Annotated in this window: 24 protein-coding genes; 8 read left to right on the forward strand and 16 right to left on the reverse strand. The window is 66.8% G+C overall.

The features are described 5' to 3' along the window. Positions 1-83: 83 nt before the first annotated feature. From rpsQ to rpsJ, 11 genes are read right to left on the reverse strand one after another with little or no spacing between them, the layout of a single operon-like run. On the reverse strand, positions 84-368 hold the full coding sequence (gene rpsQ, locus OG302_RS18095; RefSeq protein WP_361837218.1) for a 30S ribosomal protein S17: 285 nt from the start codon (positions 366-368) through the stop codon (positions 84-86). After that, positions 368-592 carry a 50S ribosomal protein L29 gene (gene rpmC, locus OG302_RS18100; protein ID WP_003998824.1) on the reverse strand — a complete coding sequence of 75 codons (225 nt, stop codon included), beginning with the start codon at positions 590-592 and terminating at the stop codon, positions 368-370. The genes rpsQ and rpmC overlap by 1 nt, the downstream gene beginning before the upstream one ends. Further along, positions 592-1,011 (reverse strand): 50S ribosomal protein L16, encoded by a 420-nt coding sequence (rplP, locus tag OG302_RS18105; protein WP_135332557.1) that lies wholly within the window; start codon positions 1,009-1,011, stop codon positions 592-594. Before rplP ends, rpmC begins: the two co-directional genes overlap by 1 nt. A 5-nt stretch (positions 1,012-1,016) precedes the next feature. Then, positions 1,017-1,859, reverse strand: coding sequence for a 30S ribosomal protein S3 (gene rpsC / locus OG302_RS18110; RefSeq protein WP_371527740.1), 843 nt, complete (start codon positions 1,857-1,859; stop codon positions 1,017-1,019). After that, the gene (rplV, locus tag OG302_RS18115; protein WP_016645177.1) at positions 1,859-2,206 is read right to left on the reverse strand and encodes a 50S ribosomal protein L22; all 348 of its coding nucleotides are present in this window, start codon (positions 2,204-2,206) and stop codon (positions 1,859-1,861) included. Before rplV ends, rpsC begins: the two co-directional genes overlap by 1 nt. A 41-nt stretch (positions 2,207-2,247) precedes the next feature. Continuing rightward, the gene (gene rpsS / locus OG302_RS18120) at positions 2,248-2,529 is read right to left on the reverse strand and encodes a 30S ribosomal protein S19 (protein ID WP_160506662.1); all 282 of its coding nucleotides are present in this window, start codon (positions 2,527-2,529) and stop codon (positions 2,248-2,250) included. A gap of 12 nt (positions 2,530-2,541) precedes the next feature. Next, positions 2,542-3,378, reverse strand: a complete 837-nt coding sequence (rplB, locus tag OG302_RS18125; RefSeq protein ID WP_160506661.1) for a 50S ribosomal protein L2 — start codon at positions 3,376-3,378, stop codon at positions 2,542-2,544. A 39-nt stretch (positions 3,379-3,417) separates the two neighbouring features. Further along, positions 3,418-3,834, reverse strand: coding sequence for a 50S ribosomal protein L23 (rplW, locus tag OG302_RS18130; RefSeq protein WP_190084419.1), 417 nt, complete (start codon positions 3,832-3,834; stop codon positions 3,418-3,420). Further along, entirely contained in the window at positions 3,834-4,487 is a 654-nt protein-coding gene (gene rplD / locus OG302_RS18135; RefSeq protein ID WP_371527741.1) for a 50S ribosomal protein L4, read from the reverse strand. Before rplD ends, rplW begins: the two co-directional genes overlap by 1 nt. A 7-nt stretch (positions 4,488-4,494) precedes the next feature. After that, a complete protein-coding gene (gene rplC / locus OG302_RS18140; RefSeq protein WP_361182338.1) occupies positions 4,495-5,139 on the reverse strand; it encodes a 50S ribosomal protein L3 in 645 nt (214 codons plus the stop codon). Between the two features lie 13 nt (positions 5,140-5,152). Next, entirely contained in the window at positions 5,153-5,461 is a 309-nt protein-coding gene (gene rpsJ, locus OG302_RS18145) for a 30S ribosomal protein S10 (protein ID WP_003948644.1), read from the reverse strand. 853 nt (positions 5,462-6,314) lie between these two features. On the opposite strand from rpsJ, the gene OG302_RS18150 reads away from it, so the two are divergent. Together OG302_RS18150 and OG302_RS18155 are read left to right on the forward strand one after the other, a co-directional pair. Further along, positions 6,315-7,223 (forward strand): helix-turn-helix domain-containing protein, encoded by a 909-nt coding sequence (locus tag OG302_RS18150; RefSeq protein ID WP_371527742.1) that lies wholly within the window; start codon positions 6,315-6,317, stop codon positions 7,221-7,223. A gap of 64 nt (positions 7,224-7,287) precedes the next feature. Beyond that, positions 7,288-7,899, forward strand: coding sequence for a Uma2 family endonuclease (locus OG302_RS18155; RefSeq protein ID WP_371527743.1), 612 nt, complete (start codon positions 7,288-7,290; stop codon positions 7,897-7,899). 146 nt (positions 7,900-8,045) lie between these two features. On the opposite strand, the gene tuf is transcribed toward OG302_RS18155, so the two are convergent. The 4 genes from tuf to rpsL all read right to left on the reverse strand — a co-directional run bounded on the left by tuf (position 8,046) and on the right by rpsL (position 12,402). Continuing rightward, on the reverse strand, positions 8,046-9,239 hold the full coding sequence (gene tuf, locus OG302_RS18160) for an elongation factor Tu (protein ID WP_160506655.1): 1,194 nt from the start codon (positions 9,237-9,239) through the stop codon (positions 8,046-8,048). Between the two features lie 152 nt (positions 9,240-9,391). Next, a complete protein-coding gene (gene fusA / locus OG302_RS18165; protein ID WP_371527744.1) occupies positions 9,392-11,518 on the reverse strand; it encodes an elongation factor G in 2,127 nt (708 codons plus the stop codon). Between the two features lie 39 nt (positions 11,519-11,557). Further along, positions 11,558-12,028, reverse strand: a complete 471-nt coding sequence (gene rpsG, locus OG302_RS18170) for a 30S ribosomal protein S7 (protein WP_003974303.1) — start codon at positions 12,026-12,028, stop codon at positions 11,558-11,560. Between the two features lie 2 nt (positions 12,029-12,030). Continuing rightward, positions 12,031-12,402 (reverse strand): 30S ribosomal protein S12, encoded by a 372-nt coding sequence (gene rpsL / locus OG302_RS18175; RefSeq protein ID WP_003948652.1) that lies wholly within the window; start codon positions 12,400-12,402, stop codon positions 12,031-12,033. A gap of 387 nt (positions 12,403-12,789) precedes the next feature. On the opposite strand from rpsL, the gene OG302_RS18180 reads away from it, so the two are divergent. The 6 genes from OG302_RS18180 (at position 12,790) to OG302_RS18205 (ending at position 19,387) form a co-directional block, all read left to right on the forward strand. After that, positions 12,790-13,509 (forward strand): Crp/Fnr family transcriptional regulator, encoded by a 720-nt coding sequence (locus OG302_RS18180; protein WP_371527745.1) that lies wholly within the window; start codon positions 12,790-12,792, stop codon positions 13,507-13,509. 125 nt (positions 13,510-13,634) lie between these two features. Further along, positions 13,635-14,384 carry a hypothetical protein gene (locus OG302_RS18185; protein ID WP_371527746.1) on the forward strand — a complete coding sequence of 250 codons (750 nt, stop codon included), beginning with the start codon at positions 13,635-13,637 and terminating at the stop codon, positions 14,382-14,384. After that, the gene (locus tag OG302_RS18190) at positions 14,381-16,531 is read left to right on the forward strand and encodes a hypothetical protein (protein ID WP_371527747.1); all 2,151 of its coding nucleotides are present in this window, start codon (positions 14,381-14,383) and stop codon (positions 16,529-16,531) included. The genes OG302_RS18185 and OG302_RS18190 overlap by 4 nt, the downstream gene beginning before the upstream one ends. Positions 16,532-16,651: 120 nt before the next feature. Further along, on the forward strand, positions 16,652-17,728 hold the full coding sequence (locus OG302_RS18195; protein ID WP_371527748.1) for a hypothetical protein: 1,077 nt from the start codon (positions 16,652-16,654) through the stop codon (positions 17,726-17,728). After that, positions 17,725-18,222 (forward strand): Pycsar system effector family protein, encoded by a 498-nt coding sequence (locus OG302_RS18200; RefSeq protein WP_371527749.1) that lies wholly within the window; start codon positions 17,725-17,727, stop codon positions 18,220-18,222. Before OG302_RS18195 ends, OG302_RS18200 begins: the two co-directional genes overlap by 4 nt. Before the next feature lie 202 nt (positions 18,223-18,424). After that, positions 18,425-19,387 (forward strand): M48 family metalloprotease, encoded by a 963-nt coding sequence (locus OG302_RS18205; protein ID WP_371527750.1) that lies wholly within the window; start codon positions 18,425-18,427, stop codon positions 19,385-19,387. Positions 19,388-19,443: 56 nt separating this feature from the next. Here OG302_RS18205 and OG302_RS18210 read toward each other — a convergent pair whose 3' ends face one another. Beyond that, positions 19,444-23,343, reverse strand: a complete 3,900-nt coding sequence (locus tag OG302_RS18210; RefSeq protein ID WP_361837202.1) for a DNA-directed RNA polymerase subunit beta' — start codon at positions 23,341-23,343, stop codon at positions 19,444-19,446. Between the last annotated feature and the right edge of the window lie 83 nt (positions 23,344-23,426).

Genomic DNA, 23,426 nt, shown 5'->3' on the forward strand with positions numbered 1-23,426 from the left:
TCTGCCGGTTCCCGGCGGGGACTGTGCTTGACAGTCCCCACCGAGCCTGGCGGAACTGATCCGAGAGGGAAAACCCCTCGGAATTACTTGGCCTTCTCGAGGATCTCGACGATGCGCCAGCGCTTGGTCGCCGACAGCGGACGCGTCTCCATCAGGAGGACGCGGTCGCCGACGCCGGCAGCGTTCTGCTCGTCGTGCGCCTTGAGCTTGTTCGTACGGCGGATGACCTTGCCGTACAGCGCGTGCTTCACACGGTCCTCGACAGCGACGACGACGGTCTTGTCCATCTTGTCGCTGACGACCAGACCCTCACGGGTCTTGCGGAATCCGCGGTCGCTCTTGGTCTCAGTCACGTTGCTCTCGCTCATCAGGCGCTCTCCACCGTCTCGATGCCCAGCTCGCGCTCACGCATGAGGGTGTAGATCCGCGCGATGTCCTTACGGACGGCCTTGAGCCGACCGTGGTTCTCGAGCTGACCGGTCGCCGCCTGGAAGCGGAGGTTGAACAGCTCTTCCTTGGCTTCGCGGAGCTTCGCGAGAAGCTCCTCGTCACCCAGTTCGCGCAGCTCGGACGCCTTGGTACCGGCCGACATCACGACTCACCTGCCTCGCGCCGAACAATCCGGCACTTCATCGGAAGCTTGTGAGCAGCGCGGGTAAGCGCCTCACGCGCAGTCTTCTCATTCGGGTAGGACAGCTCGAACATCACCCGTCCGGGCTTGACGTTCGCGACCCACCACTCGGGGGAACCCTTACCGGAACCCATGCGGGTCTCGGCGGGCTTCTTCGTCAGCGGGCGGTCCGGGTAAATGTTGATCCAGACCTTGCCGCCACGCTTGATGTGGCGGGTCATCGCGATACGAGCCGCCTCGATCTGGCGGTTGGTCACGTACGCCGGAGTGAGGGCCTGAATGCCGTACTCGCCGAACGCAACCTGCGTACCACCCTTGGACATACCGCTGCGCTTCGGGTGGTGCTGCTTGCGGTGCTTGACCCTACGAGGGATCAGCATGTCGGTCAGGCCTCCGTTCCGGTGCTCTCAGCCGGAGCGGCAGCTGCGGCGGGAGCGTCGGCCTTGGGGGCCTCGGCAGCCGGCGCGGACTGCTGCTGCGGCTTGCGGCCGCGGCCGCCACGCTCGCCACCACGGCCACTACGGGCCGGTCGGTCGTTGCCGCCACCACGGGCCGGGCGGTTACCCGCACGGGCCGCGGCGTTCTCGGCGCGGACCTCGGCGATGTTCTTGACGTCGCCCTTGTAGATCCAGACCTTCACGCCGATACGGCCGAAGGTCGTCTTGGCCTCGAAGAAGCCGTAGTCGACGTTCGCACGGAGCGTGTGCAGCGGCACACGACCCTCGCGGTAGAACTCCGACCGGGACATCTCGGCGCCGCCGAGACGGCCACCACACTGGATCTTGATGCCCTTGGCGCCGGCCTTCATCGTCGACTGCATGCTCTTACGCATGGCGCGACGGAAGGAGACGCGGGAGGACAGCTGCTCCGCAACGGCCTGCGCGACCAGCTGAGCGTCGACCTCGGGGTTCTTGACCTCGAGGATGTTCAGCTGGACCTGCTTGCCCGTGAGCTTCTCGAGGTCACCGCGGATGCGGTCGGCCTCGGCGCCACGGCGGCCGATGACGATGCCGGGACGCGCGGTGTGGATGTCCACCCGCACGCGGTCACGGGTGCGCTCGATCTCAACCTTCGAGATGCCGGCGCGCTCCATGCCGGACGTCATCATCCGACGGATGGCGACGTCTTCCTTGACGTAGTCCTTGTACAGCTTGTCGGCGTACCAACGCGACTTGAAGTCGGTGGTAATGCCGAGCCGGAACCCGTGCGGGTTTACCTTCTGGCCCATTACCGGGTTCCTTCCTTGCTGCTGACGACCACGGTGATGTGGCTGGTCCGCTTACGGATCCGGTAGGCGCGACCCTGAGCACGCGGACGGAACCGCTTCAGGGTCGGGCCCTCATCCACGTACGCCTCGCTGATGACCAGCGAAGAGGCGTCACTGTGGTCGTAGTTGTGTGCAGCGTTGGCAATGGCGCTGTCAAGCACCTTGCCAACCGGCACGCTCGCGGCCTGCGGGGCGAAACGCAGGACCGCCTGAGCCTCCGTGGCATCCATGCCACGGATGAGGTCCACCACTCGGCGGGCCTTCATGGGCGTGACGCGGATGTACCGCGCCTGGGCCCTGGCTTCCATGGTTGTCCCTTCGGTGTAAGTCATAGTCGTTCCACCCCGCGCTAGCGGCGCTTCGACTTCCGGTCGTCCTTGACGTGGCCGCGGAAGGTGCGAGTCGGCGAGAACTCGCCGAGCTTGTGGCCGACCATCGCCTCGGTGACGAACACCGGGATGTGGGTCTTGCCGTTGTGCACCGCGATCGTGTGGCCCAGCATGGCCGGGACGATCATCGAGCGACGGGACCAGGTCTTGATGACGTTCTTGGAACCTGCTTCGTTCTGGACATCCACCTTCTTGATGAGGTGTCCGTCGACGAAGGGTCCCTTCTTGAGACTGCGCGGCATCTAAACCCGCTCCTAGCGCTTCTTGTTCGTCTTGCGGCGGCGGACGATGTACTTGTTGCTCGCCTTCTTCGGCGAACGAGTACGACCCTCCTTCTGACCCCACGGCGAGACCGGGTGGCGACCACCGGAAGTCTTGCCTTCACCACCACCGTGCGGGTGGTCGACCGGGTTCATCGCCACACCGCGAACGGTCGGGCGAACGCCAAGCCAGCGCTTACGGCCGGCCTTGCCCCAGTTGATGTTCGACTGCTCGGCGTTGCCGACCTCGCCAATCGTGGCGCGGCAGCGGACGTCGACCAGACGGATCTCACCCGACGGCATACGAAGGTGGGCCATGGAGCCCTCCTTCGCCAGCAGCTGCACGGAGGCACCCGCGGAGCGGGCGAACTTCGCGCCGCCGCCGGGCCGCAGCTCGATGGCGTGGATGGTCGTACCGACCGGGATGTTGCGGAGGGCCAGGTTGTTGCCCGGCTTGATGTCCGCGCCCGGTCCGTTCTCGACCCGGTCACCCTGCGACAGGTTGCGGGGGGCCAGGATGTAGCGCTTCTCGCCGTCCGCGTAGTGCAGGAGCGCGATGCGCGCGGTGCGGTTCGGGTCGTACTCGATGTGCGCGACCTTCGCCGGCACGCCGTCCTTGTCGTGACGACGGAAGTCGATCACTCGGTAGGCGCGCTTGTGTCCGCCACCCTGGTGGCGAACGGTCACACGACCGGCGTTGTTACGGCCGCCCTTGCTGTGCAGCGGGCGGACCAGCGACTTCTCCGGCGTGGACCGCGTTACCTCGACGAAGTCGGCGACGCTGGAGCCACGACGGCCCGGCGTAGTCGGCTTGTACTTGCGGATTCCCATTTCTCAGTCCTCGTCCGATATTCGGACCAGGGCGCTCCGTTAGGAGGCCTGGCCGAAGATGTCGATACGGTCGCCCTCAGCAAGGGTCACGATCGCGCGCTTGGTGTCAGCGCGCTTACCGAACCCCGTGCGGGTGCGCTTGCGCTTGCCCTGGCGGTTGATCGTGTTGACCCCAGTGACCTTGACCGAGAAGACCGCCTCGACGGCCTGCTTGATCTGGGTCTTGTTGGCGCCGGGCGCAACGACGAAGGTGTACTTGCCCTCGTCGAGGAGCGCGTAGCTCTTCTCGGAGACGACCGGCTTGACGAGGACGTCACGGGGGTCCGTGAAGCTCTTGCTCAGCGGCGTCTCGACGGTGTTCTTGCCCTCGGTGGCGTGGCGCTTCGCCTTGGCGAGGCGCGCGGCCTTGGCGGCCTTGGCCGCCTTGGGGGCGATGCTCGGGTGACGCGTAGCCATCAGGCTTCGCTCCCTTCGGTCTCATCGGCCTTGGGGCCAGACACGAAGGACTCGAAGGCGGCCTTGGTGAAGACCACGTCGTCCGAGACGAGCACGTCGTACGTGTTCAGCTGGCCCGGCTCCAGGATGTGCACCTGGGGCAGGTTGCGGGCGGAGAGCAGCGAAGTCTCGTCCGCGCGGTCGATGACCAGGAGCACGTTCTTGCGCTCGCTGACCTTGCCGAGCAGCGTCTTCGCGGCCTTGGTGGAGATCTCGCCCTCGACCACGTTGGTGACAACGTGGATGCGAGCGTTGCGGGCCCGGTCGGTGAGGGCGTGGCGCAGGGCCGCGGCCTTCATCTTCTTCGGGGTCCGCTGCGAGTAGTCACGCGGCTGCGGGCCGTGGACGACGCCACCACCGGCGAACTGCGGCGCACGGGTCGAACCCTGGCGCGCGCGGCCGGTGCCCTTCTGGCGGTACGGCTTCTTGCCGCCACCGCGGACTTCACCGCGGCGCTTGGTCTTGTGCGTGCCCTGACGGGCAGCTGCCAGCTGAGCGACAACGACCTGGTGGATCAGCGGAATGCTGATCTTCTCGACGTCGAAGATCTCCGAGGGGAGCTCGACGGTCCCGGCCTTGTCGCCTGCCGGCGAAAGGATGTCAATGGTGCTCATCGGTTCCTCAAGCCCCCTTGGCCGCGGTACGGACCAGGACGAGGCCGCCGTTCGGACCGGGAACTGCGCCCTTGATGAGGAGCAGGCCCTTCTCCGCGTCAACGGCGTGAACGGTCAGGTTCTGGGTGGTGACCCGCTCGTTGCCCATACGGCCCGCCATGCGGAGGCCCTTGAACACACGGCCCGGGGTGGCACAGCCACCGATGGAACCGGGAGAGCGGTGCTTGCGCTGGGTGCCGTGACCGGCGCCGAGTCCCTTGAAGTTGTGACGCTTCATGACACCGGCGAAGCCCTTGCCCTTGCTCTTGCCCGTGACGTCAACCTTGACGCCGGACTCGAACACCTCGGCAGTCACCTCCTGGCCCAGCGTGTACTCGCTGGCGTCAGGGGTGCGGATCTCCACCAGGTGGCGGCGGGGAGTCACGTCGGCCTTGGCGAAGTGACCCTTGAGGGGCTTGTTCACCTTGCGCGGGTCGATCTCGCCGAAGGCGATCTGGACCGACTCGTAGCCGTCGGAGTCATTCGTACGGACCTGGGTAACGACGCAGGGCCCGGCCTTGACGACGGTGACCGGGACGACACGGTTGTTCTCGTCCCAGACCTGGGTCATGCCGAGCTTCTCGCCCAGGACGCCCTTGATCTGCTTAGTCATCTTTCCGCGCCTCTCAGAGCTTGATCTCGATGTCGACGCCGGCCGGAAGGTCCAGGCGCATCAACGAGTCAACGGTCTTGGGCGTCGGGTCGAGGATGTCGATCAGGCGCTTGTGCGTGCGCATCTCGAAGTGCTCGCGCGAGTCCTTGTACTTGTGCGGCGACTTGATGACGCAGTACACGTTCTTCTCAGTGGGCAGCGGCACCGGGCCTGCGACCGACGCACCAGTGCGAGTCACCGTCTCGACGATCTTCTTCGCCGAAGAGTCGATGACCTCGTGGTCGTAGGCCTTGAGCCGGATGCGGATCTTCTGTCCCGCCATGGCTACTTGGTAGTCCTGTCTCTCGAAACGCTCTGGAACCCGGTGTTCCACTCATCCTCTGTCCGACCCACGCGGTCGGGCGTGTCGCAATCTCACTAACGAAATCTCCCGAAGGAAATCCACTGCTGTGGGATCGCGGCCCAAAGACCGCTGGCCGGTGAGAAGAAACCCACCGGGTGCCTGGTCAGCACCCCGCCCACGCTTCCCAGAAGATTCCCGTACGTCCGCTCCAGCGCTGCCTTACGGCAGATGGGGCGACGAGTACTGTGGGACTCGCTTCCGGTCCTCCCGGCGGGAGGCGCGCAGCATCGGCAACTCAACCGAGCAACCCCGACAGTCTGCCATATCATCGCGGGGCTGGCTAATCGGAGCCGGAGAGCGTACCTCGCGGCTGCCGGGGCGCCAACCCAGACCTCCGCACGGCGCGCCTCGACGGGCCCGCTCTGTAAAAAGTGCCGCACAAAGTGCCGTACAAAGCGCCTCTCCAAAGTGCCGCGCCTGGATCGCACGCCACCGGATCCCGTTCCCGCGTGCTCCGGTGCCACCGGCGCCTTTCTCCAAGAACCCGAGAGGCAGAAAGAACCCGACCAAGCCCCACCCCACCCGCCCACGGTCGGGCGCCCGCTCGGCCCCGGTCGGGGCCTGCTCTGGGCCTGGTATGGATCTGGTCGGCAACGCACGGGACCACGCTCACTCACGCGAGTGAACATCACCTGCTCAGCTGGATTTCCGGTCCCCCGACTGCCCTAATCTCGGCCCGAGCACACAAAACAACAGCAGACATGCGACGGCCCCCGCCGGGACGGCAATCCCGAGGCGAGGGCCTGACCACCGAGGAAGAGGAAGCTTCCCGATGGACACCCAAAACCCTAGCGCGCCCCCGCGCGCCCAGTCCGCCGTGGGCGGCAGTCAATCCCACGCACGAGCGACCCGGCGCCCCCGCGGCCATCCCCGCCCCACCGCTGCGCGCCCCTCCGGCATCGCCCACGAGAACACCCGCCACACCACCCGCTTCACGGTGATCGGCAACCACCTCACCCAGCACCAAGAGCTATCCCTCCTGGCGATCGGCCTGGGCTGCCACATGCAGTCGCTGCCCGCCGGAGCCCGCGTCGACATCAAGACGCTCGCCGCCCGCTTCCCCGAGGGCGCGACCCGAATCGCCGCCGCCCTGCGCGAGCTGGAGAGCCACGGCTACCTGCGCCGCGAACGCGAACGCACCCCCGCCGGCCGCATCGTCACCCGCACGACCTCCTGCAACCATCCACACGCGGCGGTCCAGCGCCGCCCGCACTCCCCCGCCCCGAGGCCGATCACACCGCCGCCCGAGACCAACACGGCTCCGGCCACCCACGCACCCCCGAAACAACCCCGCCCCCTCCCCGCCGTACCGCACCCGGCCTTCCCCGCCTCCGCCCTCCTCCAGCAGGCCACCGGCCTCCTCGCCGACCTGCGCCACGAGGACCCGCGCCTGCTCCTCTCGGCCCGCGACACCGCCTGCCTCGCCCCCGGCGTCGCCGCCTGGCTGGAACGCGACGTCGCCCCCACCGCCGTACGCCACGCCCTCACCCACGACCTGCCGCCCGAGGGCCCACGCCGCCCGGCCGCCCTCCTCGCGCACCGCCTGACAGCGCTGCTGCCTCCCCCACCCCACTTCCACGGCCCACCGCCCGCCCGGCACCCCCTCCAGAACTGCGACACCTGCGACCGAGCCTTCCGCGGCCCCGCCCCGGGCCACTGCCGCGACTGCCGTCCCGATTGAAAGGAGGCCACCTAGCATGAACGTGACGACCCTTACCCCTGGGCTCAGACGAGGAGCGCACGCCATGACCATCGCCCCGGACAGTGCACAGCAGGGCAGCCCTCACTACCGGGCGATGCGTGAACTCGTCGAGCAGATGGACGACCGGATCTCCGGCAAGTTCGAAATCACGAAGCAAGGGATCGTCCACGACATGATGTCGCCGAGCAAGCCACACGAGCTCACCGCGCTACGGCTGCGCCGACGTCTGGAGTCGGTGATGCCTGAAGGGCGCCTCGCACACACGGGTGCGCCCGACGTGGAGGACATCTTCGAGGGTGTGCTGCGGCTGCCCGACATCATCCTCATCGATGAAGCGGACATGGAGGGCCAGGGTTCCTTCGACCCTCGCACCCTCATCGCCGCCATCGAGATCGTCTCCCGCTCGAACCCCGAGAACGACTGGGTCGGCAAGACCCGCGACTACCCGCTCCTCGGCATCCCGGTGTACGCGATCTTCGACCCCCGTACCGGCACCGGAGCCGTCCTCTCTGAGATCCACCCGACGCCCCAGGGCCCGCGCTACGCCACCCGCAAGGACTTCGTCTACGGCGAAGACGTCACCATCGGCGAGTGGTCGATCTCGACCGAGGGCCTGCCCCGTTACGAGAACCAGGTCGAGGGGTCGGGCGCGTAAGCCCCCCGGCGCGGGCGGATAGCGACGGGGTACGCGAAAAGGGCCCGTACGACCGAAGTCGTACGGGCCCTTCCGTTACTGCGTTTACTGCTGTGCTCTCAGTTCAGAGCAACCGGGTTACCCCGATCTTCAAGAAAGCGAAATGCTTACTTGTTGATCTTGGTGACCTGGCCGGCGCCGACGGTCCGGCCACCCTCACGGATGGCGAACTTCAGGCCCTCTTCCATCGCGACGGGCTGGATGAGCTCAACGGTCATCTCAGTGTTGTCGCCCGGCATGACCATCTCGGTGCCCTCGGGGAGGGTCACGACGCCGGTCACGTCCGTGGTGCGGAAGTAGAACTGCGGGCGGTAGTTGTTGAAGAAGGGGGTGTGACGGCCACCCTCGTCCTTCGACAGGATGTAGGCCTGGGCCTCGAACTCGGTGTGCGGCGTGACCGAACCGGGCTTGATGATGACCTGGCCGCGCTCGACGTCCTCGCGCTTGATGCCACGGAGGAGCAGACCGACGTTCTCACCGGCCTGGCCCTCGTCGAGCAGCTTGCGGAACATCTCGATGCCGGTGACCGTGGTGGTGGTCTTCTCGGTCTTGATGCCGATGATGTCGACGGTCTCGTTGACCTTGAGGATGCCGCGCTCGATACGACCGGTGACGACGGTGCCACGACCGGTGATCGTGAAGACGTCCTCGATCGGCATCAGGAACGGCTTGTCGACGTCACGCTCGGGCTCCGGGATGGACTCGTCGACAGCCTTCATCAGGTTGAGGACGGACTCACCCCACTCCTTGTCGCCCTCGAGCGCCTTGAGCGCCGAGACCTTGACGACCGGAAGGTCGTCGCCCGGGAACTCGTACTCGGAGAGGAGCTCACGGACCTCGAGCTCGACGAGCTCCAGGATCTCCTCGTCGTCCACCATGTCGGCCTTGTTCAGGGCGACGACGATGTACGGAACGCCGACCTGGCGGGCCAGGAGCACGTGCTCCTTGGTCTGCGGCATCGGGCCGTCGGTGGCGGCAACCACGAGGATCGCGCCGTCCATCTGCGCGGCACCCGTGATCATGTTCTTGATGTAGTCCGCGTGACCCGGGCAGTCGACGTGCGCGTAGTGACGCGTCTCCGTCTGGTACTCGACGTGCGCGATCGAGATCGTGATACCGCGCTGGCGCTCCTCGGGAGCCTTGTCGATCTGGTCGAAGGCCGAGGCCTCGTTCAGCTCGGGGTACGCGTCGTGCAGCACCTTGGTAATGGCGGCCGTGAGGGTCGTCTTACCGTGGTCAATGTGACCGATGGTGCCGATGTTGACGTGCGGCTTAGTCCGCTCGAACTTTGCCTTCGCCACTGAATCCTCCTGCGGAGTGGTTCTGTACGCCTTGCTTCATCGGCGCCAGGTGATCTTTGCTGGGATACCCGGGGCCCGGGGCACCCGGCCCGAAGAGGGTCGGAATGCCCCGGAGACTCCGGAGTCAAGCCTAAAGCGTCAACTCGGGTGAGTTACTCGCCCTTGGCCTTCGCGATGATCTCCTCGGCGACGTTCCGCGGAACCTCGGCGTAGGAGTCGAACTGCATTGAGTAGCTTGCGCGACCCGACGTCTTGCTGCGGAGGTCTCCGACGTAGCCGAACATCTCCGAGAGGGGCACGAGGCCCTTCACGACGCGAGCACCGCTGCGCTCCTCCATGGCCTGGATCTGGCCACGTCGGGAGTTGATGTCACCGATGACATCGCCCATGTAGTCCTCGGGCGTGGTGACCTCAACGGCCATCATCGGCTCGAGCAGCACGGGCTTGGCCTTACGCGCGGCCTCCTTGAAGGCCTGCGATCCGGCGATCTTGAAGGCGAGCTCGGAGGAGTCGACCTCGTGGTAGGCGCCGTCGAGAAGCGTGATGCGAACACCAGTCATCTCGTAGCCCGCCAGGATGCCGAACTGCATGGCCTCCTGCGCACCGGCGTCCACCGACGGGATGTACTCCCGCGGGATACGGCCACCGGTGACCTTGTTCACGAACTCGTACGAAGCGTCGCCGCTGTCGATGGGCTCGATCGCGATCTGCACCTTGGCGAACTGACCGGTACCACCGGTCTGCTTCTTGTGGGTGTAGTCCACGCGCTCGACGGCCTGACGGATCGTCTCGCGGTACGCGACCTGGGGCTTGCCGACGTTCGCCTCGACGCGGAATTCGCGCTTCATGCGGTCGACGAGCACCTCGAGGTGAAGCTCGCCCATACCACCGATGATGGTCTGGCCGGTCTCCTCGTCCGAGTGAACCTGGAAGGAGGGGTCCTCCTCCGAGAGACGCTGGATGGCTACACCCAGCTTCTCCTGGTCACCCTTGGACTTGGGCTCGATGGCGACCTGAATGACCGGCGCCGGGAAGTCCATGGACTCCAGGATGACCGGCTTCTTGTCGTCACACAGCGTCTCACCGGTGGTGGTCTGCTTCAGGCCCATGACGGCGACGATGTCGCCGGCGCCCACCGAGTCGATCTCCTCACGCTTGTTCGCGTGCATGCGGTAGATCTTGCCGATGCGCTCCTTCTTGCCCTTGACGGAGTTCAGCACCGCGGTGCCGGCCTCCAGGCGACCGGAGTAGATCCGGACGAAGGTGAGCTTGCCGAGGTGCGGGTCGCTCGCGATCTTGAACGCGAGAGCCGAGAGCGGCTCCTCGTCAGAAGGCTTGCGCTTGACGACGACCTCGGGGTCCTTGACGTCGTGGCCCTCGATGGCCTCGACGTCCAGGGGCGACGGCAGGTAACGCACGACCGCGTCGAGCAGGGGCTGAACGCCCTTGTTCTTGAACGCGGTGCCGCAGAACACGGGGGTGACGGTGGTGTCGCCGCCCTTGCCGGAGGCGATGGTGACGCGGCGGATGGCCTCGTACAGCTGCTCCTCGGTGGGCTCCTGGCCCTCGAGGTACAGCTCCATCATCTGCTCGTCGTTCTCCGCGACGGCCTCGAGCAGCTTGCCGCGGTACTCCTCGGCAGCCTCGGTGTGCGTGTCGGGGATGTCGACGATGTCGTAGGCCTCGCCCATCTTGGTCTCTGCGGACCAGACGAAGGCCTTCATGGTGACGAGGTCGACGACGCCCTTGAAGTCAGCCTCTGCGCCGATGGGCAGCTGCATGACGATCGGGGTCGCACCGAGGCGCTCGACGATCATGTCGACGCAGCGGTGGAACTCGGCACCCGTACGGTCGAGCTTGTTGACGAAGCAGATGCGCGGGACGCCGTAGCGGTCCGCCTGACGCCACACGGTCTCGGACTGGGGCTCAACACCGGCGACGCCGTCGAACACCGTCACGGCACCGTCGAGGACACGGAGCGAACGCTCTACCTCGACGGTGAAGTCGACGTGGCCCGGGGTGTCGATGATGTTGATGGTGTGGTCGACATCGTTCAGCGGCCAGTGACAGGTGGTGGCAGCAGAGGTGATCGTGATGCCACGCTCCTGCTCCTGCTCCATCCAGTCCATGGTCGCGGCGCCGTCGTGAACCTCACCGATCTTGTACGACACACCGGTGTAGAACAGGATCCGCTCGGTGGTCGTCGTCTTGCCCGCGTCGATGTGGGCCATGATGCCGATGTTGCGCACCTTGGCCAGGTCAAGTGAAGTGGTAGCCATATCGGCTCAGTCTTCTCTCGGTCTCGATGTGGGTAGCGACTACCAGCGGTAGTGCGCGAAGGCCTTGTTGGACTCGGCCATCTTGTGGGTGTCCTCACGCTTCTTCACAGCGGCACCAAGGCCGTTGGAGGCGTCGAGGAGCTCGTTGAGGAGACGCTCGGTCATCGTCTTCTCGCGACGGGCGCGGGAGTAACCGACCAGCCAGCGCAGGGCCAGCGTGTTGGCGCGACCGGGCTTGACCTCGATCGGGACCTGGTAGGTCGCACCGCCGACGCGGCGGGACTTGACCTCAAGGGTCGGCTTGATGTTCTCGAGCGCGCGCTTGAGCGTGATGACCGGGTCGTTGCCGGTCTTCTCGCGCAGGCCCTCCATGGCGCCGTACACGATGCGCTCGGCGGTGGAGCGCTTGCCGTTCAGCAGCACCTTGTTGATGAGGGAGGTCACCAGAGGAGAACCGTAGACCGGGTCGATGATGACCGGGCGCTTCGGGGCGGGGCCCTTACGAGGCATTCTTACTTCTCCTTCTTGGCGCCGTAGCGGCTGCGGGCCTGCTTGCGGTTCTTGACGCCCTGGGTGTCAAGGGAGCCGCGGATGATCTTGTAACGAACACCCGGCAGGTCCTTCACACGGCCACCACGCACGAGCACGATGGAGTGCTCCTGCAGGTTGTGTCCCTCACCCGGAATGTAGGCCGTGACCTCGATCCCGGAGGTCAGACGCACACGCGCGACCTTACGGAGTGCCGAGTTCGGCTTCTTCGGGGTGGTCGTGAACACACGCGTGCAGACGCCGCGGCGCTGGGGCGATCCCTCGAGCGCGGGCGTCTTGTTCTTCTCGACCTTGTCCTGCCGGCCCTTCCGGACCAGCTGCTGGATCGTAGGCACTACTTCTCCGGTTTCTGTGTGCCGAATGGTAAAGCTAACCTGGAACATTTACCGACCCACGCGGTCGGGTGTGTCGAATCCTGCAGACTCCCGCCGCAAGGCGAGGAGGGGCGCAGATTACGGTGGCCGTTCACGGACTCACGCTGCGGTTGAGGACACGCGCGCGAGCCCAGGCACACCCCAGGCACAAGGTCTGAGCGTACCTACCTCATCGGGTTCGGTCAAAACAAATGCGGTGGGGGGCGACACGCCGGGCTTTTCGTCTCCCATGTGACCGGTCTCGGCCAGAGGGGCCGATTGCCGCCCGTTCCCCGAACGGCCGCCTCAAGTACGTTGACTGGTTGCGAGATCAATGGCATCGGCGCACGTGAACACGGGGGCAGCGGGATGGCCGGGGGACAGGCGCACGCAGGGGAAGACGACGGCTTAGACGATCGGGTGCCCTTCCTCGCACGTCTGGAGAGAGACGACCGGACCGCGCTGCTCGCGATCGGCCGCCCCCTGCGCTATCCCGCACGCGGCGTCATCATGCGCCAGGACGAGCCCTCCGCCCACGTACTGCTGCTCCTCCAGGGCTGGACCAAGGTCACGGCGACCGCGGTCAACGGCTACGAGGCCCTCCTCGCCCTGCGCGGCCCCGGCGACATCATCGGCGAGGGTGCCGCACTCAGCGGCCGTGGCCGCTCGGCGACCGTGACCGCGCTGGAGCAGGTCGAGGCGGTGGCCATCGAGCAGGGCCGCTTCACGCGGTTCCTCACCGACAGCCCCCAGGTGGCACTCAAGCTCCTCGGCCTGGCCACCGACCGGCAGCGCTCGACCGACCGCCGTCGGCTGGAGTGGGCGGCACTCTCGGTGCGCGAGCGACTGGCAGTCCTCCTGCTCGACCTCGTACGCACTCATGGCACCCGGACCGAAGCGGGCATCGAGCTCACCGTTCCGCTCAGCCAGCAGGAGTTCGCCGGGTCGGTCGGGGCCTCGCGCGAGGCGGTGGCCCGGCTCCTGAAGGAGTTGCGCGACCGGAAGGTCGTCGCGACGAGCCGCCGCCGCATCGTCGTCGTGCGCCCCGACATCCTGCGCCGCATCATCGACGGCGGAAGCATTCAGTGAACGGCATGTAGCCGAGAGTCACTCTGTGTACGCAGTCACAGTTCGTACGCGTCATCTGCCCTCTGCCGTCTCGCCCCGGGCCGCCATCGTGCTGGTCAACGGAACCGAATCGGTGAGAGGCAGATATGACCGACTCCCTGAACCGCACGATCCTGCTCTTCGACATTGAGCAGTTCGGCACCAGAGACGATGTCGAGCAGGCATTTCTCCGACGCATGCTGTACGACGTCGCCGACGGCACGCTCGCCGCAGCCGACGTCAGCGAAACCTCTCGGCTCCGCGCCGACCGAGGTGACTCTGTGGTCGAACTCATCGACGCGAACGTTCCGGTGTCAGGGCTGGTGAAGGCGCTGCTCACCGACACTCCGCTGCTGCTGCACGCCAAGAACCGGCTGATGGCGGGCAGCGCCCGGATGCGGCTGCGCATCGTACTGGCCGCTGGATACGTCGCCGTGGACGAGAAGGGCTGGATCGGCGGGGACCTGAACCATGCCTTCCGTCTGTTGGATGCCGAACCACTGCGTGAGGCCCTGCGGACCGCTGCCGACAGCAGCGTCCTCTGCGTCTCCGACACCCTCTACCAAGGGGTGGTGCGCCACGGCCACCACGGCGTTCGCCCAGAGGAGTTCCACAAGGTGGCCGTGGAGACCAAGGAAGGGCCGAGCACCGCATGGCTGCACCAGGTGGCGGCGCCCGAGCGGGGCGGCAGCGGAGGCTCCCAGCCCACCGGCTACTCCCCCACTGGCTCCCCCTCCACCAGTCCCTCCGCCACGAGCACCCAGATCATGGGCTCGCAGTACGGGATCACTGGCGGCCACGTCGCGGGCGACGTCAACTTCGACTTGCGAGGCGGAGAGCGGGGTGACCGGAAGTGAGCCAGGAGGAGGCCAAGCCGGAGAAGCCGCCGAAGGGCGAGCGACCCGAGAAGAGCGAGAAGCCGGACACGGACGCCGCCAATTCAGACGAGGCCCCCGATGGTGGCAGGGCTCCGGAGCCGGAACAGGAACCCGAAGCACGGCAGCCTGCCTGGGCCGCCCGCCGTGACCTGATCGACCACGCCCCCGACTTCGTCGGCAGCCTGATCCGCGGCGACCAGCTAGGGGTCACCGGCGGCCATGTCGCGGGCAACGTCAACATCAACCTCGGTCCGCGAGGCTTCGGCGCGGCCTCACGTTCGGTGTCCGGCCAGGTCCGCCGCGAGGACGTCGAGCGGCTGGCGACCGTCTTCCGGACCTGCCCGAGCTTCGACGCGGCACTGGAGCGGCTCCGGGACGACCATGTCGTCGTACTCAAGGGCAGCCGCGGCACCGGGCGCGAGTCCGCCGCGCTGATGCTGTTGAACCGGCTCGGCGCCCACCCAATCCAGTCCTTCGATCCGGGCACGGCCCCGGCGGCGCTGCCGGACGCTCTGGAGGACTCACCCGGCTTCCTCCTGCACGAGTTGTCGACCAGCCGCAGCCGTCCGCTCCTGGGACCCCACCTGCTGAGCATGCGGGAGAAATTGCGGCTGCACGGCGGACGGTTCGTGATCACTGTGGATTCGTCGGCGATGCTGGGCGAGATCCCCTTCGTGCTGTGGGAACCGCCACCGGCCGAGGACGTTTTGCGCGCCCATGTGACGACCCTGGTGGGACACGAGGCTTGGGAGCGGCTGCGCCGGCTCACGCCGGTCGAGGAATTCCTCGACCGTACGCACCAGCCGGGCGAGACCGAGAAGTTCGCCGATCAGCTCGCCGCCCACCACCAGGGCGAACTCGACGAGGAGCAACTGGCCGACTTCGCACAGTCGGCTCTGGCCGACCGGGTATCCGGGTGGCTCACGTCACCCGAGAAGGAAGGCGGGGACGAACTGCGCGAGAAGGCGTTCCTCATCGCCCTCGCCGTCTTCGACAAGGCCCCGTACGCGATCGCGGCGGAACTCGGCGACAGTCTCTTCGTCGAACTCCAGACGACGGCCAACCCCGATAAGCCACCCGTGATCCCGATCTTCGGCAGCTCCACGGCATCGCGCCTCGCCTTCGCCCATGCCCTCGGCAGTACGCAGGACGAGGTCACCGAGTGGGGTCCGGTCTCCCAGTACCGGGCCGAGTTCCAGGACAAGCACACCGCAAGCATGCTGCTGCGCGAGGTCTGGACCGTGCATCCCTCCGCGCGCACCGCCCTGGTGCGCTGGCTCCAACAGCTCGCGAAGGACGGTCGCCCGTTGGTCCGCACCCGGGCCGCCGCGGCCACGGCGCTCCTCGCCGAGGCCGACCTGCCGTCCGCCATGGCGCACCTGGTCGAGCCCTGGGCCGGCGGCAGGTCCTACAACGGCTGGCTGACCGCCGCCAACACGCTCAGCCTGGCCAGCCTTCTCCAGGTACGGGGCGTGTCCCGGATCCTGCACGCCTGGTGCACCGGCGAACACCCCAGCCGCCGATGGACCGCGATCCGCGTCTACGGACTCCTCGGCCCGATTCAGCCGGTGAAGGCGCTGGATGCGCTGCTCGACACCGTGCGTCTGGAGAACGACGAGGAAGAGGAGGTGAACCAACTGGCCGAGGCCACCCAGCTGTTGTTGCTCGCCGCCCATGAGCCGGTGCTCCCGCGGCTCGCCCAGCTGGTCGAGGACGAACAGACGCCACGCGACGAGGCGCTGTACAACCACGCGCTGCGTGCCTTCGGTCTCGCCTGCCGTGAGTCCGAAGAGGGCACTGAACGCCCTCTCGTCCTGAAGTGGTTCGCCGATGCCCACTCCTCTCCCGACTGCGACGAGGACGAACTCGTCACCGGTCTCTGGCGTGCCGGGCTGCGCGACCGCGCGCACACCGACACGGCGCGGGAGTCCTTGCAGCAATGGGTCCGTGTGGCGGAGCGAGACCCCTACACCGAGCGGTCCTTGACCCCGCTGCTGGCCGCACTCGCCGACACCGAAGCCGACCGGCAGCGGATCGACCACCTCCTGCGCACGGCGCACGCCGCCGACGGCAGCCCCCTGCACGTCACCCACCGCCTGCGCACGGCCGTCGCAGCGCACTCATGAGCCGGAGAGGAGCCCGCTGTGGCGACAGGTCAGGAACACCCTGAAAGCCGGACCCCCCAGTTCTCGCGAGAGGCACAGACGACACCTGTGGCACCCGACAACCGTGACCGGTCTGGCCTGATGGGCCCGCCCAGCCTGGACGAGCTGACCGATCTGATCCGCCCGAACAATCCCCGCGCCCCCGGCAGTCCTCACGATCCGGACGCCAGGGACACCCTCCCGGAGCACTGCGGTCGGCCTACTGGCCTGACCGATCCCGTTCTCGCCGTACGCCAGCTGTCGCGCTACGAGATCCCGGGCCGTCGCTATCTGGGCCGCGCCGACTGCGCTCTCGTGGTCGCCGGGGCCGGTGACTCGTACGAGACGTATCTGCCACCACGGCGCCCGACAAGCCTCCGTGGCCGAACCGCCGTGTACGAGGTCGACCTGGGCGTCCATCCCCTGCGCCTGCGCACTCGTCTGCCCAGCGACATCGACAGCTTCGAGTTCGACACCACCTTCGACCTCACCTGGCAGGTGACTGACCCGGAGCGCTTCGTCGTCAGCCAGGAGCGCGACATCCCGGCCCTGCTGAACCGCGTACTGCACCGTCTGCTGCGCCCTGTGACCAGGAAGTTCACCATCTCCTCGAGTGCGGACGCCGAGGCCGCCGTGCAACAGACCCTCGATGCCTCCGGTGACCACGCGGCACGGCAAGGGCTCCGGCTCGGCGGCACCGCGCGGCTGCGGCGCGATCCCGAAGAGCGCGCCCAGCAGGGGCGCCTGCGCGCGGCCCGGTACAACGCCGAGGCCGCGCTGTCCGAACACGACGTGGAACTGATGCGGCTGGAACAGGAGCAGCAACTCAAGGCGCGGAAGATCGAGTTCTACCGTCATCACCTGGCCAAGGGCGGAGTCGCCGCCCTCCTCCTACACCTGGCCGAGCACACGCAGGACACCCGACTCGTCGTAGAGAACCTGCGCGCCGACGAGAAGCGGACGATCGAGAACCAGCTCGGACTCATCGACCGGGTCCTACCGGAGGGAACCCTGGAGAAGTACCAGCTGGAAGAGCCTCAGCAACTGGTCCTCGCGCTGTTCAGGTCGATGTTCGCCCAGGCAGTCGGCGGCTCGGCCGACGCACAGCAGGAAGACCCGCTGCGCAAGCCGCCCGATCGCGCCGCCCGGCATCCTGACGACCAAACCGAATCCGTATGACCGCCGAGGAATCGCAATCCGGTGTCCGGCTGCTCGCCGAGATCCGGGCCGAGATCAGCCGCGCCGACAACAAGGCGGCCGTAGCGGTCGGCGCCATCGCGATGGTGGTGGGGCTGCTCGGCGGCCTCGTCGTGAGCCGCGGCTGGGACCCGTCCCGGCTCGCCCTTCCCTGGGCCGTCATCTGGTGGACCGGAATCTGCGCACTCGCGGCTTCCCTGGTCTCGATGCTCCTCGCGGTCATGCCTCGCTACCGCAAGAGCGACTGGGAACTGGGGCGGCCACTCGGCTACTTCGGCGACATCCGACGCGCCGCCGAATCAGGCGCCCTGACACAAGCGCTGACGGAGGCCGACCGCGACCCGACTCCCCTTCTTGTGGCGGCGCTTGCGGCGACCAGTCGGATCGCCGCACACAAGCACCTGTGCGTACGCGCCGGACTCCTGGCCCTCACAGCGGCGACCTTGCTGCTGCCCGCGGCCCTGCTGCTCGGCTGAGGAAGCCCGTACCGAAGGAAGGAACACCATGTCCCAGCCGTACGAACCTGAGTACCCGGAACACGACCCGGCGGTGTCACCCCGCTATCCCGAGCCTGACTCCACTCCACAGCCACGCCCGCCCGATGCCTTGCGGAAGCCGGCGGCGGATGCGGCATCACAGGCGCCCCGAATATCCGATACCTCAGAGACGCCGGCGACCGTGAGCGGCCAGGACCCCGAGGCCCACGTCCCGCACACCGGGCGCGTCCACATAGCGGCCCGCCGCAGGGGCGCCGACGCCCTCGCCGTCGGATCGCTGGCGCTCCACCTGCCGCACGCGGCGGCCAGCCTCTTGGTCGTGGCCTGCCTGGCCTACGTACTGGAGAGCGCGACCGGCATTCCCCTGTGGGCCACGGTCGCCGGGTGGCTGCTCAGCGGTGCTCTGATCTTTCACCGCCCGACAGAGGCGTTCCTGGCCCACCATGTCTTCGGCCACAGGCCACCGTCCCTCGTGGAGGGTGATCAACTGAAGCCGCTCTGGCGCGACGTCACGGCCCGCTTCGGAGCGGACCCGGCCACATACCAGCTCTGGATCTCCGAGAGCGAGGAACTCAACGCGGAGGCCGCAGCGGGACACATTGTGACCGTCACCTCGGCAGCGCTACGGCTCCCGCCCGGCCAGCTCGCGGCAGTGCTCGCCCATGAGCTCAGCCACCATGTCGCGGGGCACTCCTGGTCCGCGCTCCTGAGCAACTGGTACGCCCTGCCCGGCAGGCTCCTCTGGCGGGCGCTGCAGGGCCTCCACCGGCTCACGCTTCCGCATCGGCACATCGAGGCAAAGGAAGCCAACCGTCGACTCATCCTGCTGGCGGTAGTGGTCGGCCTTGTGCTGCTCTATCTGTTCCCCTGGCTGCTCCTTCCGGCGCTCACTCCATGGCTGCTCGCCGCAGTGAACAGGCGGGCCGAGCTGCGCGCCGACCGAGCCGCGGCCCTGCGCGGCTTCGGCCCTCAGCTGGTCGCGGTGCTGCAGCGCTTCATCACCGACGAGGAAGCCTCGAAGCCACCCAGCCCGGTCCACCGCCACGACCGCCTCCTCCCAGCGCCTTCAATGCTCTCCTCCAAGCCGGATCACCACACCCGGCTGCAGCAGCTCCAGCGGCAGCTTCAGCACCCCGGTCACTGAGGAACGCCGAAGGGCGGCCACCCCACAGGGTGACCGCCCTTCAACAGACGTAGGTCCTACTGGTTGTAAGGCCCGTAGTCGTAGTCCTCCAGCGGAACAGCCTGGCCGGAGCCAGTGCCGAAGGGCGAGTAGTCGATGTCGTCGTAGCCGACGGCCGAGTACATCGCTGCCTTGGCCTCTTCGGTCGGCTCCACCCGGATGTTGCGGTAGCGGGAGAGACCCGTACCGGCCGGGATGAGCTTACCGATGATGACGTTCTCCTTGAGGCCGATCAGGGAGTCGGACTTGGCGTTGATCGCCGCGTCCGTCAGGACCCTGGTCGTCTCCTGGAAGGAGGCGGCCGACAGCCAGGACTCCGTTGCCAGCGAGGCCTTCGTGATACCCATCAGCTGCGGACGGCCGGAGGCGGGGTGACCGCCCTCGGTGACCACACGACGGTTCTCGGTCTCGAACTTCGAGCGCTCGACGAGCTCGCCCGGCAGCAGTTCAGCGTCGCCGGACTCGATGATCGTCACGCGGCGCAGCATCTGCCGGATGATGATCTCGATGTGCTTGTCGTGGATCGACACGCCCTGGCTGTTGTAGACCTTCTGGACTTCGCCGACCAGGTGGACCTGGACCGCGCGCTGACCGAGGATCCGCAGCACGTCGTGCGGGTTGGTGGCACCGAAGGTGAGCTTCTGGCCCACCTCGACGTGGTCACCCTCACGCACGAGGACCTTGGCGCGCTTCGAGATCGGGAAGGGAGTCTCGTCGCTGCCGTCGTCCGGCGTGACGACGATCTTCTTGGTCTTCTCGGTCTCCTCGATACGGATGCGGCCTGCCGCCTCCGAGATCGGGGCGACACCCTTGGGCGTACGAGCCTCGAAGAGCTCGACGACACGGGGCAGACCCTGGGTGATGTCGTCACCGGCCACACCACCGGTGTGGAACGTACGCATCGTCAGCTGCGTGCCGGGCTCACCGATGGACTGGGCGGCGATGATGCCGACCGCCTCACCGATGTCGACCAGCTTGCCGGTGGCGAGCGAACGGCCGTAGCAGAAGGCACAGGTGCCGACCGCGGACTCACAGGTCAGGACCGAACGGGTCTTGACCTCCTCGACGCCGTTGGCGACCAGGGCGTCGATGAGCACGTCACCGAGGTCGACGTTGGCCGGCGCGATGACCTTGCCGTCGATGACGACGTCCTCGGCCAGCATGCGGGCGTACACCGAGGTCTCGACGTTCTCCGTCTTGCGGAGCACACCGTCCTCGCCCTTGACCGCGATCTTGAGCTTCAGACCGCGCTCGGTGCCACAGTCCTCCTCGCGAATGATGACGTCCTGAGAGACGTCGACCAGACGACGGGTGAGGTAACCGGAGTCAGCGGTACGGAGAGCCGTGTCCGCCAGACCCTTACGGGCACCGTGCGTGGAGATGAAGTACTCGAGGACCGAGAGGCCCTCACGGAACGACGCCTTAATCGGACGCGGGATCGTCTCGTTCTTCGCGTTCGACACCAGACCACGCATACCGGCGATCTGACGCATCTGCATCATGTTTCCTCGGGCACCCGAGTCAACCATCATGAAGATGGGGTTCGTCTTGGGGAAGTTCGCGTTCATCGCCTCGGCAACCTCGTTGGTCGCCTTGGTCCAGATCGCGATGAGCTCCTGCGTGCGCTCGTCCTTGGTGATCAGACCGCGCTCGTACTGCTTCTGGACCTTCTCGTCCTGCGCCTCGTAGCCCGCGACGATCGCCTTCTTGGCCTCGGGGACCACGACGTCGGAGATGGCCACGGTGACACCGGAACGGGTCGCCCAGAAGAAGCCCGCCGCCTTCAGGTTGTCGAGCGTCGCCGCCACGATGACCTTGGGGTAGCGCTCGGCCAGGTCGTTGACGATCTCGGAGAGCTGCTTCTTGCCCACCGAGTAGTCGACGAACGGGTAGTCCTCGGGCAGCAGCTCGTTGAAGAGCGCGCGGCCCAGGGTCGTACGCAGCCGGAAGCTGTCGCCCTGCTGGTACTCCTGCTCGCCCTCTTCGACGGCCGGCGGGGTCCAGCCGCGCGGCGGGATGGTGCCCACCGGGAAGCGGATGTCGACCTTGGCCTGGAGCGAGAGCTCCTTGGCGTCGAACGCCATGGTCGCCTCGGCGGAGGAACCGAACGAACGGCCCTCACCGATGACCTTGCGCTCTTCCTCGTCCGTCGTGAGGAAGAAGAGACCGAGAACCATGTCCTGGGTCGGCATGGTGACGGGACGGCCGTCTGCCGGCTTCAGGATGTTGTTCGAGGACAGCATCAGGATGCGTGCCTCGGCCTGCGCCTCCGCGGAGAGCGGCAGGTGCACGGCCATCTGGTCACCGTCGAAGTCCGCGTTGAACGCGGTGCAGACGAGCGGGTGGATCTGAATGGCCTTGCCCTCGACCAGCTGCGGCTCGAAGGCCTGGATGCCGAGGCGGTGCAGCGTCGGCGCACGGTTCAGGAGAACCGGGTGCTCGGCGATGACCTCTTCCAGGACGTCGTACACGACCGTGCGGCCGCGCTCGACCATGCGCTTCGCCGACTTGATGTTCTGCGCGTGGTTGAGGTCAACCAGACGCTTCATCACGAACGGCTTGAAGAGCTCCAGCGCCATGGCCTTCGGCAGACCACACTGGTGCAGCTTCAGCTGCGGGCCGACGACGATCACGGAACGCGCGGAGTAGTCCACACGCTTACCGAGAAGGTTCTGACGGAAACGACCCTGCTTGCCCTTGAGCATGTCGCTCAGGGACTTCAGCGGGCGGTTACCGGGACCGGTGACCGGGCGACCACGACGACCGTTGTCGAAGAGGGCGTCCACGGCCTCCTGGAGCATGCGCTTCTCGTTGTTCACGATGATCTCGGGAGCACCGAGGTCGAGAAGCCGCTTCAGGCGGTTGTTGCGGTTGATCACGCGGCGGTACAGGTCGTTCAGGTCGGAGGTCGCGAAGCGGCCACCGTCCAGCTGCACCATCGGACGCAGGTCCGGCGGGATGACCGGCACGCAGTCGAGCACCATGCCCTTGGGGCTGTTGCTGGTCTGCAGGAACGCGGAGACGACCTTGAGGCGCTTGAGCGCACGGGTCTTCTTCTGGCCCTTGCCGGTACGGATGATCTCGCGAAGCCGCTCGGCTTCCTCATCCAGGTCGAACGACTCAAGGCGCTTCTGCAGTGCAGCGGCACCCATCGAACCGTCGAAGTACGTGCCGAAGCGGTCACGCAGCTCGCGGTAGAGCAGCTCGTCACCCTCCAGGTCCTGGACCTTGAGGTTCTTGAAGCGGTTCCACACCTCGTCGAGACGGTCGATCTCGCGCTGCGCACGGTCACGCAGCTGCTTCATCTCACGCTCGGCACCTTCGCGCACCTTGCGGCGTACGTCGGCCTTGGCGCCCTCGGCCTCGAGCTCGGCCAGGTCGGTCTCGAGCTTCTTGGCGCGGGCCTCCAGGTCGGAGTCGCGACGGTTCTCGACCTGCTGACGCTCCACGGAGACGTGCGCCTCCAGGGAGGGCAGGTCACGCGTACGGCGCTCCTCGTCCACGAACGTGATCATGTACGCCGCGAAGTAGATGACCTTTTCGAGGTCCTTCGGGGCGAGATCAAGCAGGTAGCCGAGGCGCGACGGGACGCCCTTGAAGTACCAGATGTGCGTGACAGGCGCGGCCAGCTCAATGTGGCCCATCCGCTCACGACGCACCTTGGCGCGAGTGACCTCGACGCCGCAGCGCTCGCAGATGATGCCCTTGAAGCGGACACGCTTGTACTTGCCGCAGTAGCACTCCCAGTCCCGGGTCGGACCGAAGATCTTCTCGCAGAAGAGTCCGTCCTTTTCGGGCTTGAGCGTGCGGTAGTTGATGGTCTCCGGCTTCTTGACCTCGCCGTGGGACCACTGTCGGATGTCGTCCGCGGTGGCAAGGCCGATCCGCAGCTCGTCGAAGAAGTTGACGTCGAGCACTTTGTCGTCAATCCCTCTTTCGGGGTCGAGTCTCAATCATGGTCTGAACGGGTCCGGGGAGAGCCGGCCGGACACGAGGTCCG

It is taken from the genome of Streptomyces sp. NBC_01283 (genome assembly GCF_041435335.1).
Lineage (GTDB): Bacteria > Actinomycetota > Actinomycetes > Streptomycetales > Streptomycetaceae > Streptomyces.

Coding starts and splice junctions, on each gene's coding strand:
- OG302_RS18180 (WP_371527745.1), top strand. CDS start 12,790: ATGGCCGGGGGACAGGCGCACGCAGGGGAAGACGACGGCTTAGACGAT.
- OG302_RS18200 (WP_371527749.1), top strand. CDS start 17,725: ATGACCGCCGAGGAATCGCAATCCGGTGTCCGGCTGCTCGCCGAGATC.
- OG302_RS18185 (WP_371527746.1), top strand. CDS start 13,635: ATGACCGACTCCCTGAACCGCACGATCCTGCTCTTCGACATTGAGCAG.
- rpsS (WP_160506662.1), bottom strand. CDS start 2,529: ATGCCGCGCAGTCTCAAGAAGGGACCCTTCGTCGACGGACACCTCATC.
- rplD (WP_371527741.1), bottom strand. CDS start 4,487: ATGAGCACCATTGACATCCTTTCGCCGGCAGGCGACAAGGCCGGGACC.
- OG302_RS18195 (WP_371527748.1), top strand. CDS start 16,652: ATGGGCCCGCCCAGCCTGGACGAGCTGACCGATCTGATCCGCCCGAAC.
- rplC (WP_361182338.1), bottom strand. CDS start 5,139: ATGACTAAGCAGATCAAGGGCGTCCTGGGCGAGAAGCTCGGCATGACC.
- rpsQ (WP_361837218.1), bottom strand. CDS start 368: ATGAGCGAGAGCAACGTGACTGAGACCAAGAGCGACCGCGGATTCCGC.
- rpsG (WP_003974303.1), bottom strand. CDS start 12,028: ATGCCTCGTAAGGGCCCCGCCCCGAAGCGCCCGGTCATCATCGACCCG.
- rpsC (WP_371527740.1), bottom strand. CDS start 1,859: ATGGGCCAGAAGGTAAACCCGCACGGGTTCCGGCTCGGCATTACCACC.
- rplB (WP_160506661.1), bottom strand. CDS start 3,378: ATGGGAATCCGCAAGTACAAGCCGACTACGCCGGGCCGTCGTGGCTCC.
- fusA (WP_371527744.1), bottom strand. CDS start 11,518: ATGGCTACCACTTCACTTGACCTGGCCAAGGTGCGCAACATCGGCATC.
- OG302_RS18150 (WP_371527742.1), top strand. CDS start 6,315: ATGGACACCCAAAACCCTAGCGCGCCCCCGCGCGCCCAGTCCGCCGTG.
- rplW (WP_190084419.1), bottom strand. CDS start 3,834: ATGGCTACGCGTCACCCGAGCATCGCCCCCAAGGCGGCCAAGGCCGCC.
- rpsJ (WP_003948644.1), bottom strand. CDS start 5,461: ATGGCGGGACAGAAGATCCGCATCCGGCTCAAGGCCTACGACCACGAG.
- rplP (WP_135332557.1), bottom strand. CDS start 1,011: ATGCTGATCCCTCGTAGGGTCAAGCACCGCAAGCAGCACCACCCGAAG.
- rplV (WP_016645177.1), bottom strand. CDS start 2,206: ATGGAAGCCAGGGCCCAGGCGCGGTACATCCGCGTCACGCCCATGAAG.
- OG302_RS18155 (WP_371527743.1), top strand. CDS start 7,288: ATGACCATCGCCCCGGACAGTGCACAGCAGGGCAGCCCTCACTACCGG.
- rpmC (WP_003998824.1), bottom strand. CDS start 592: ATGTCGGCCGGTACCAAGGCGTCCGAGCTGCGCGAACTGGGTGACGAG.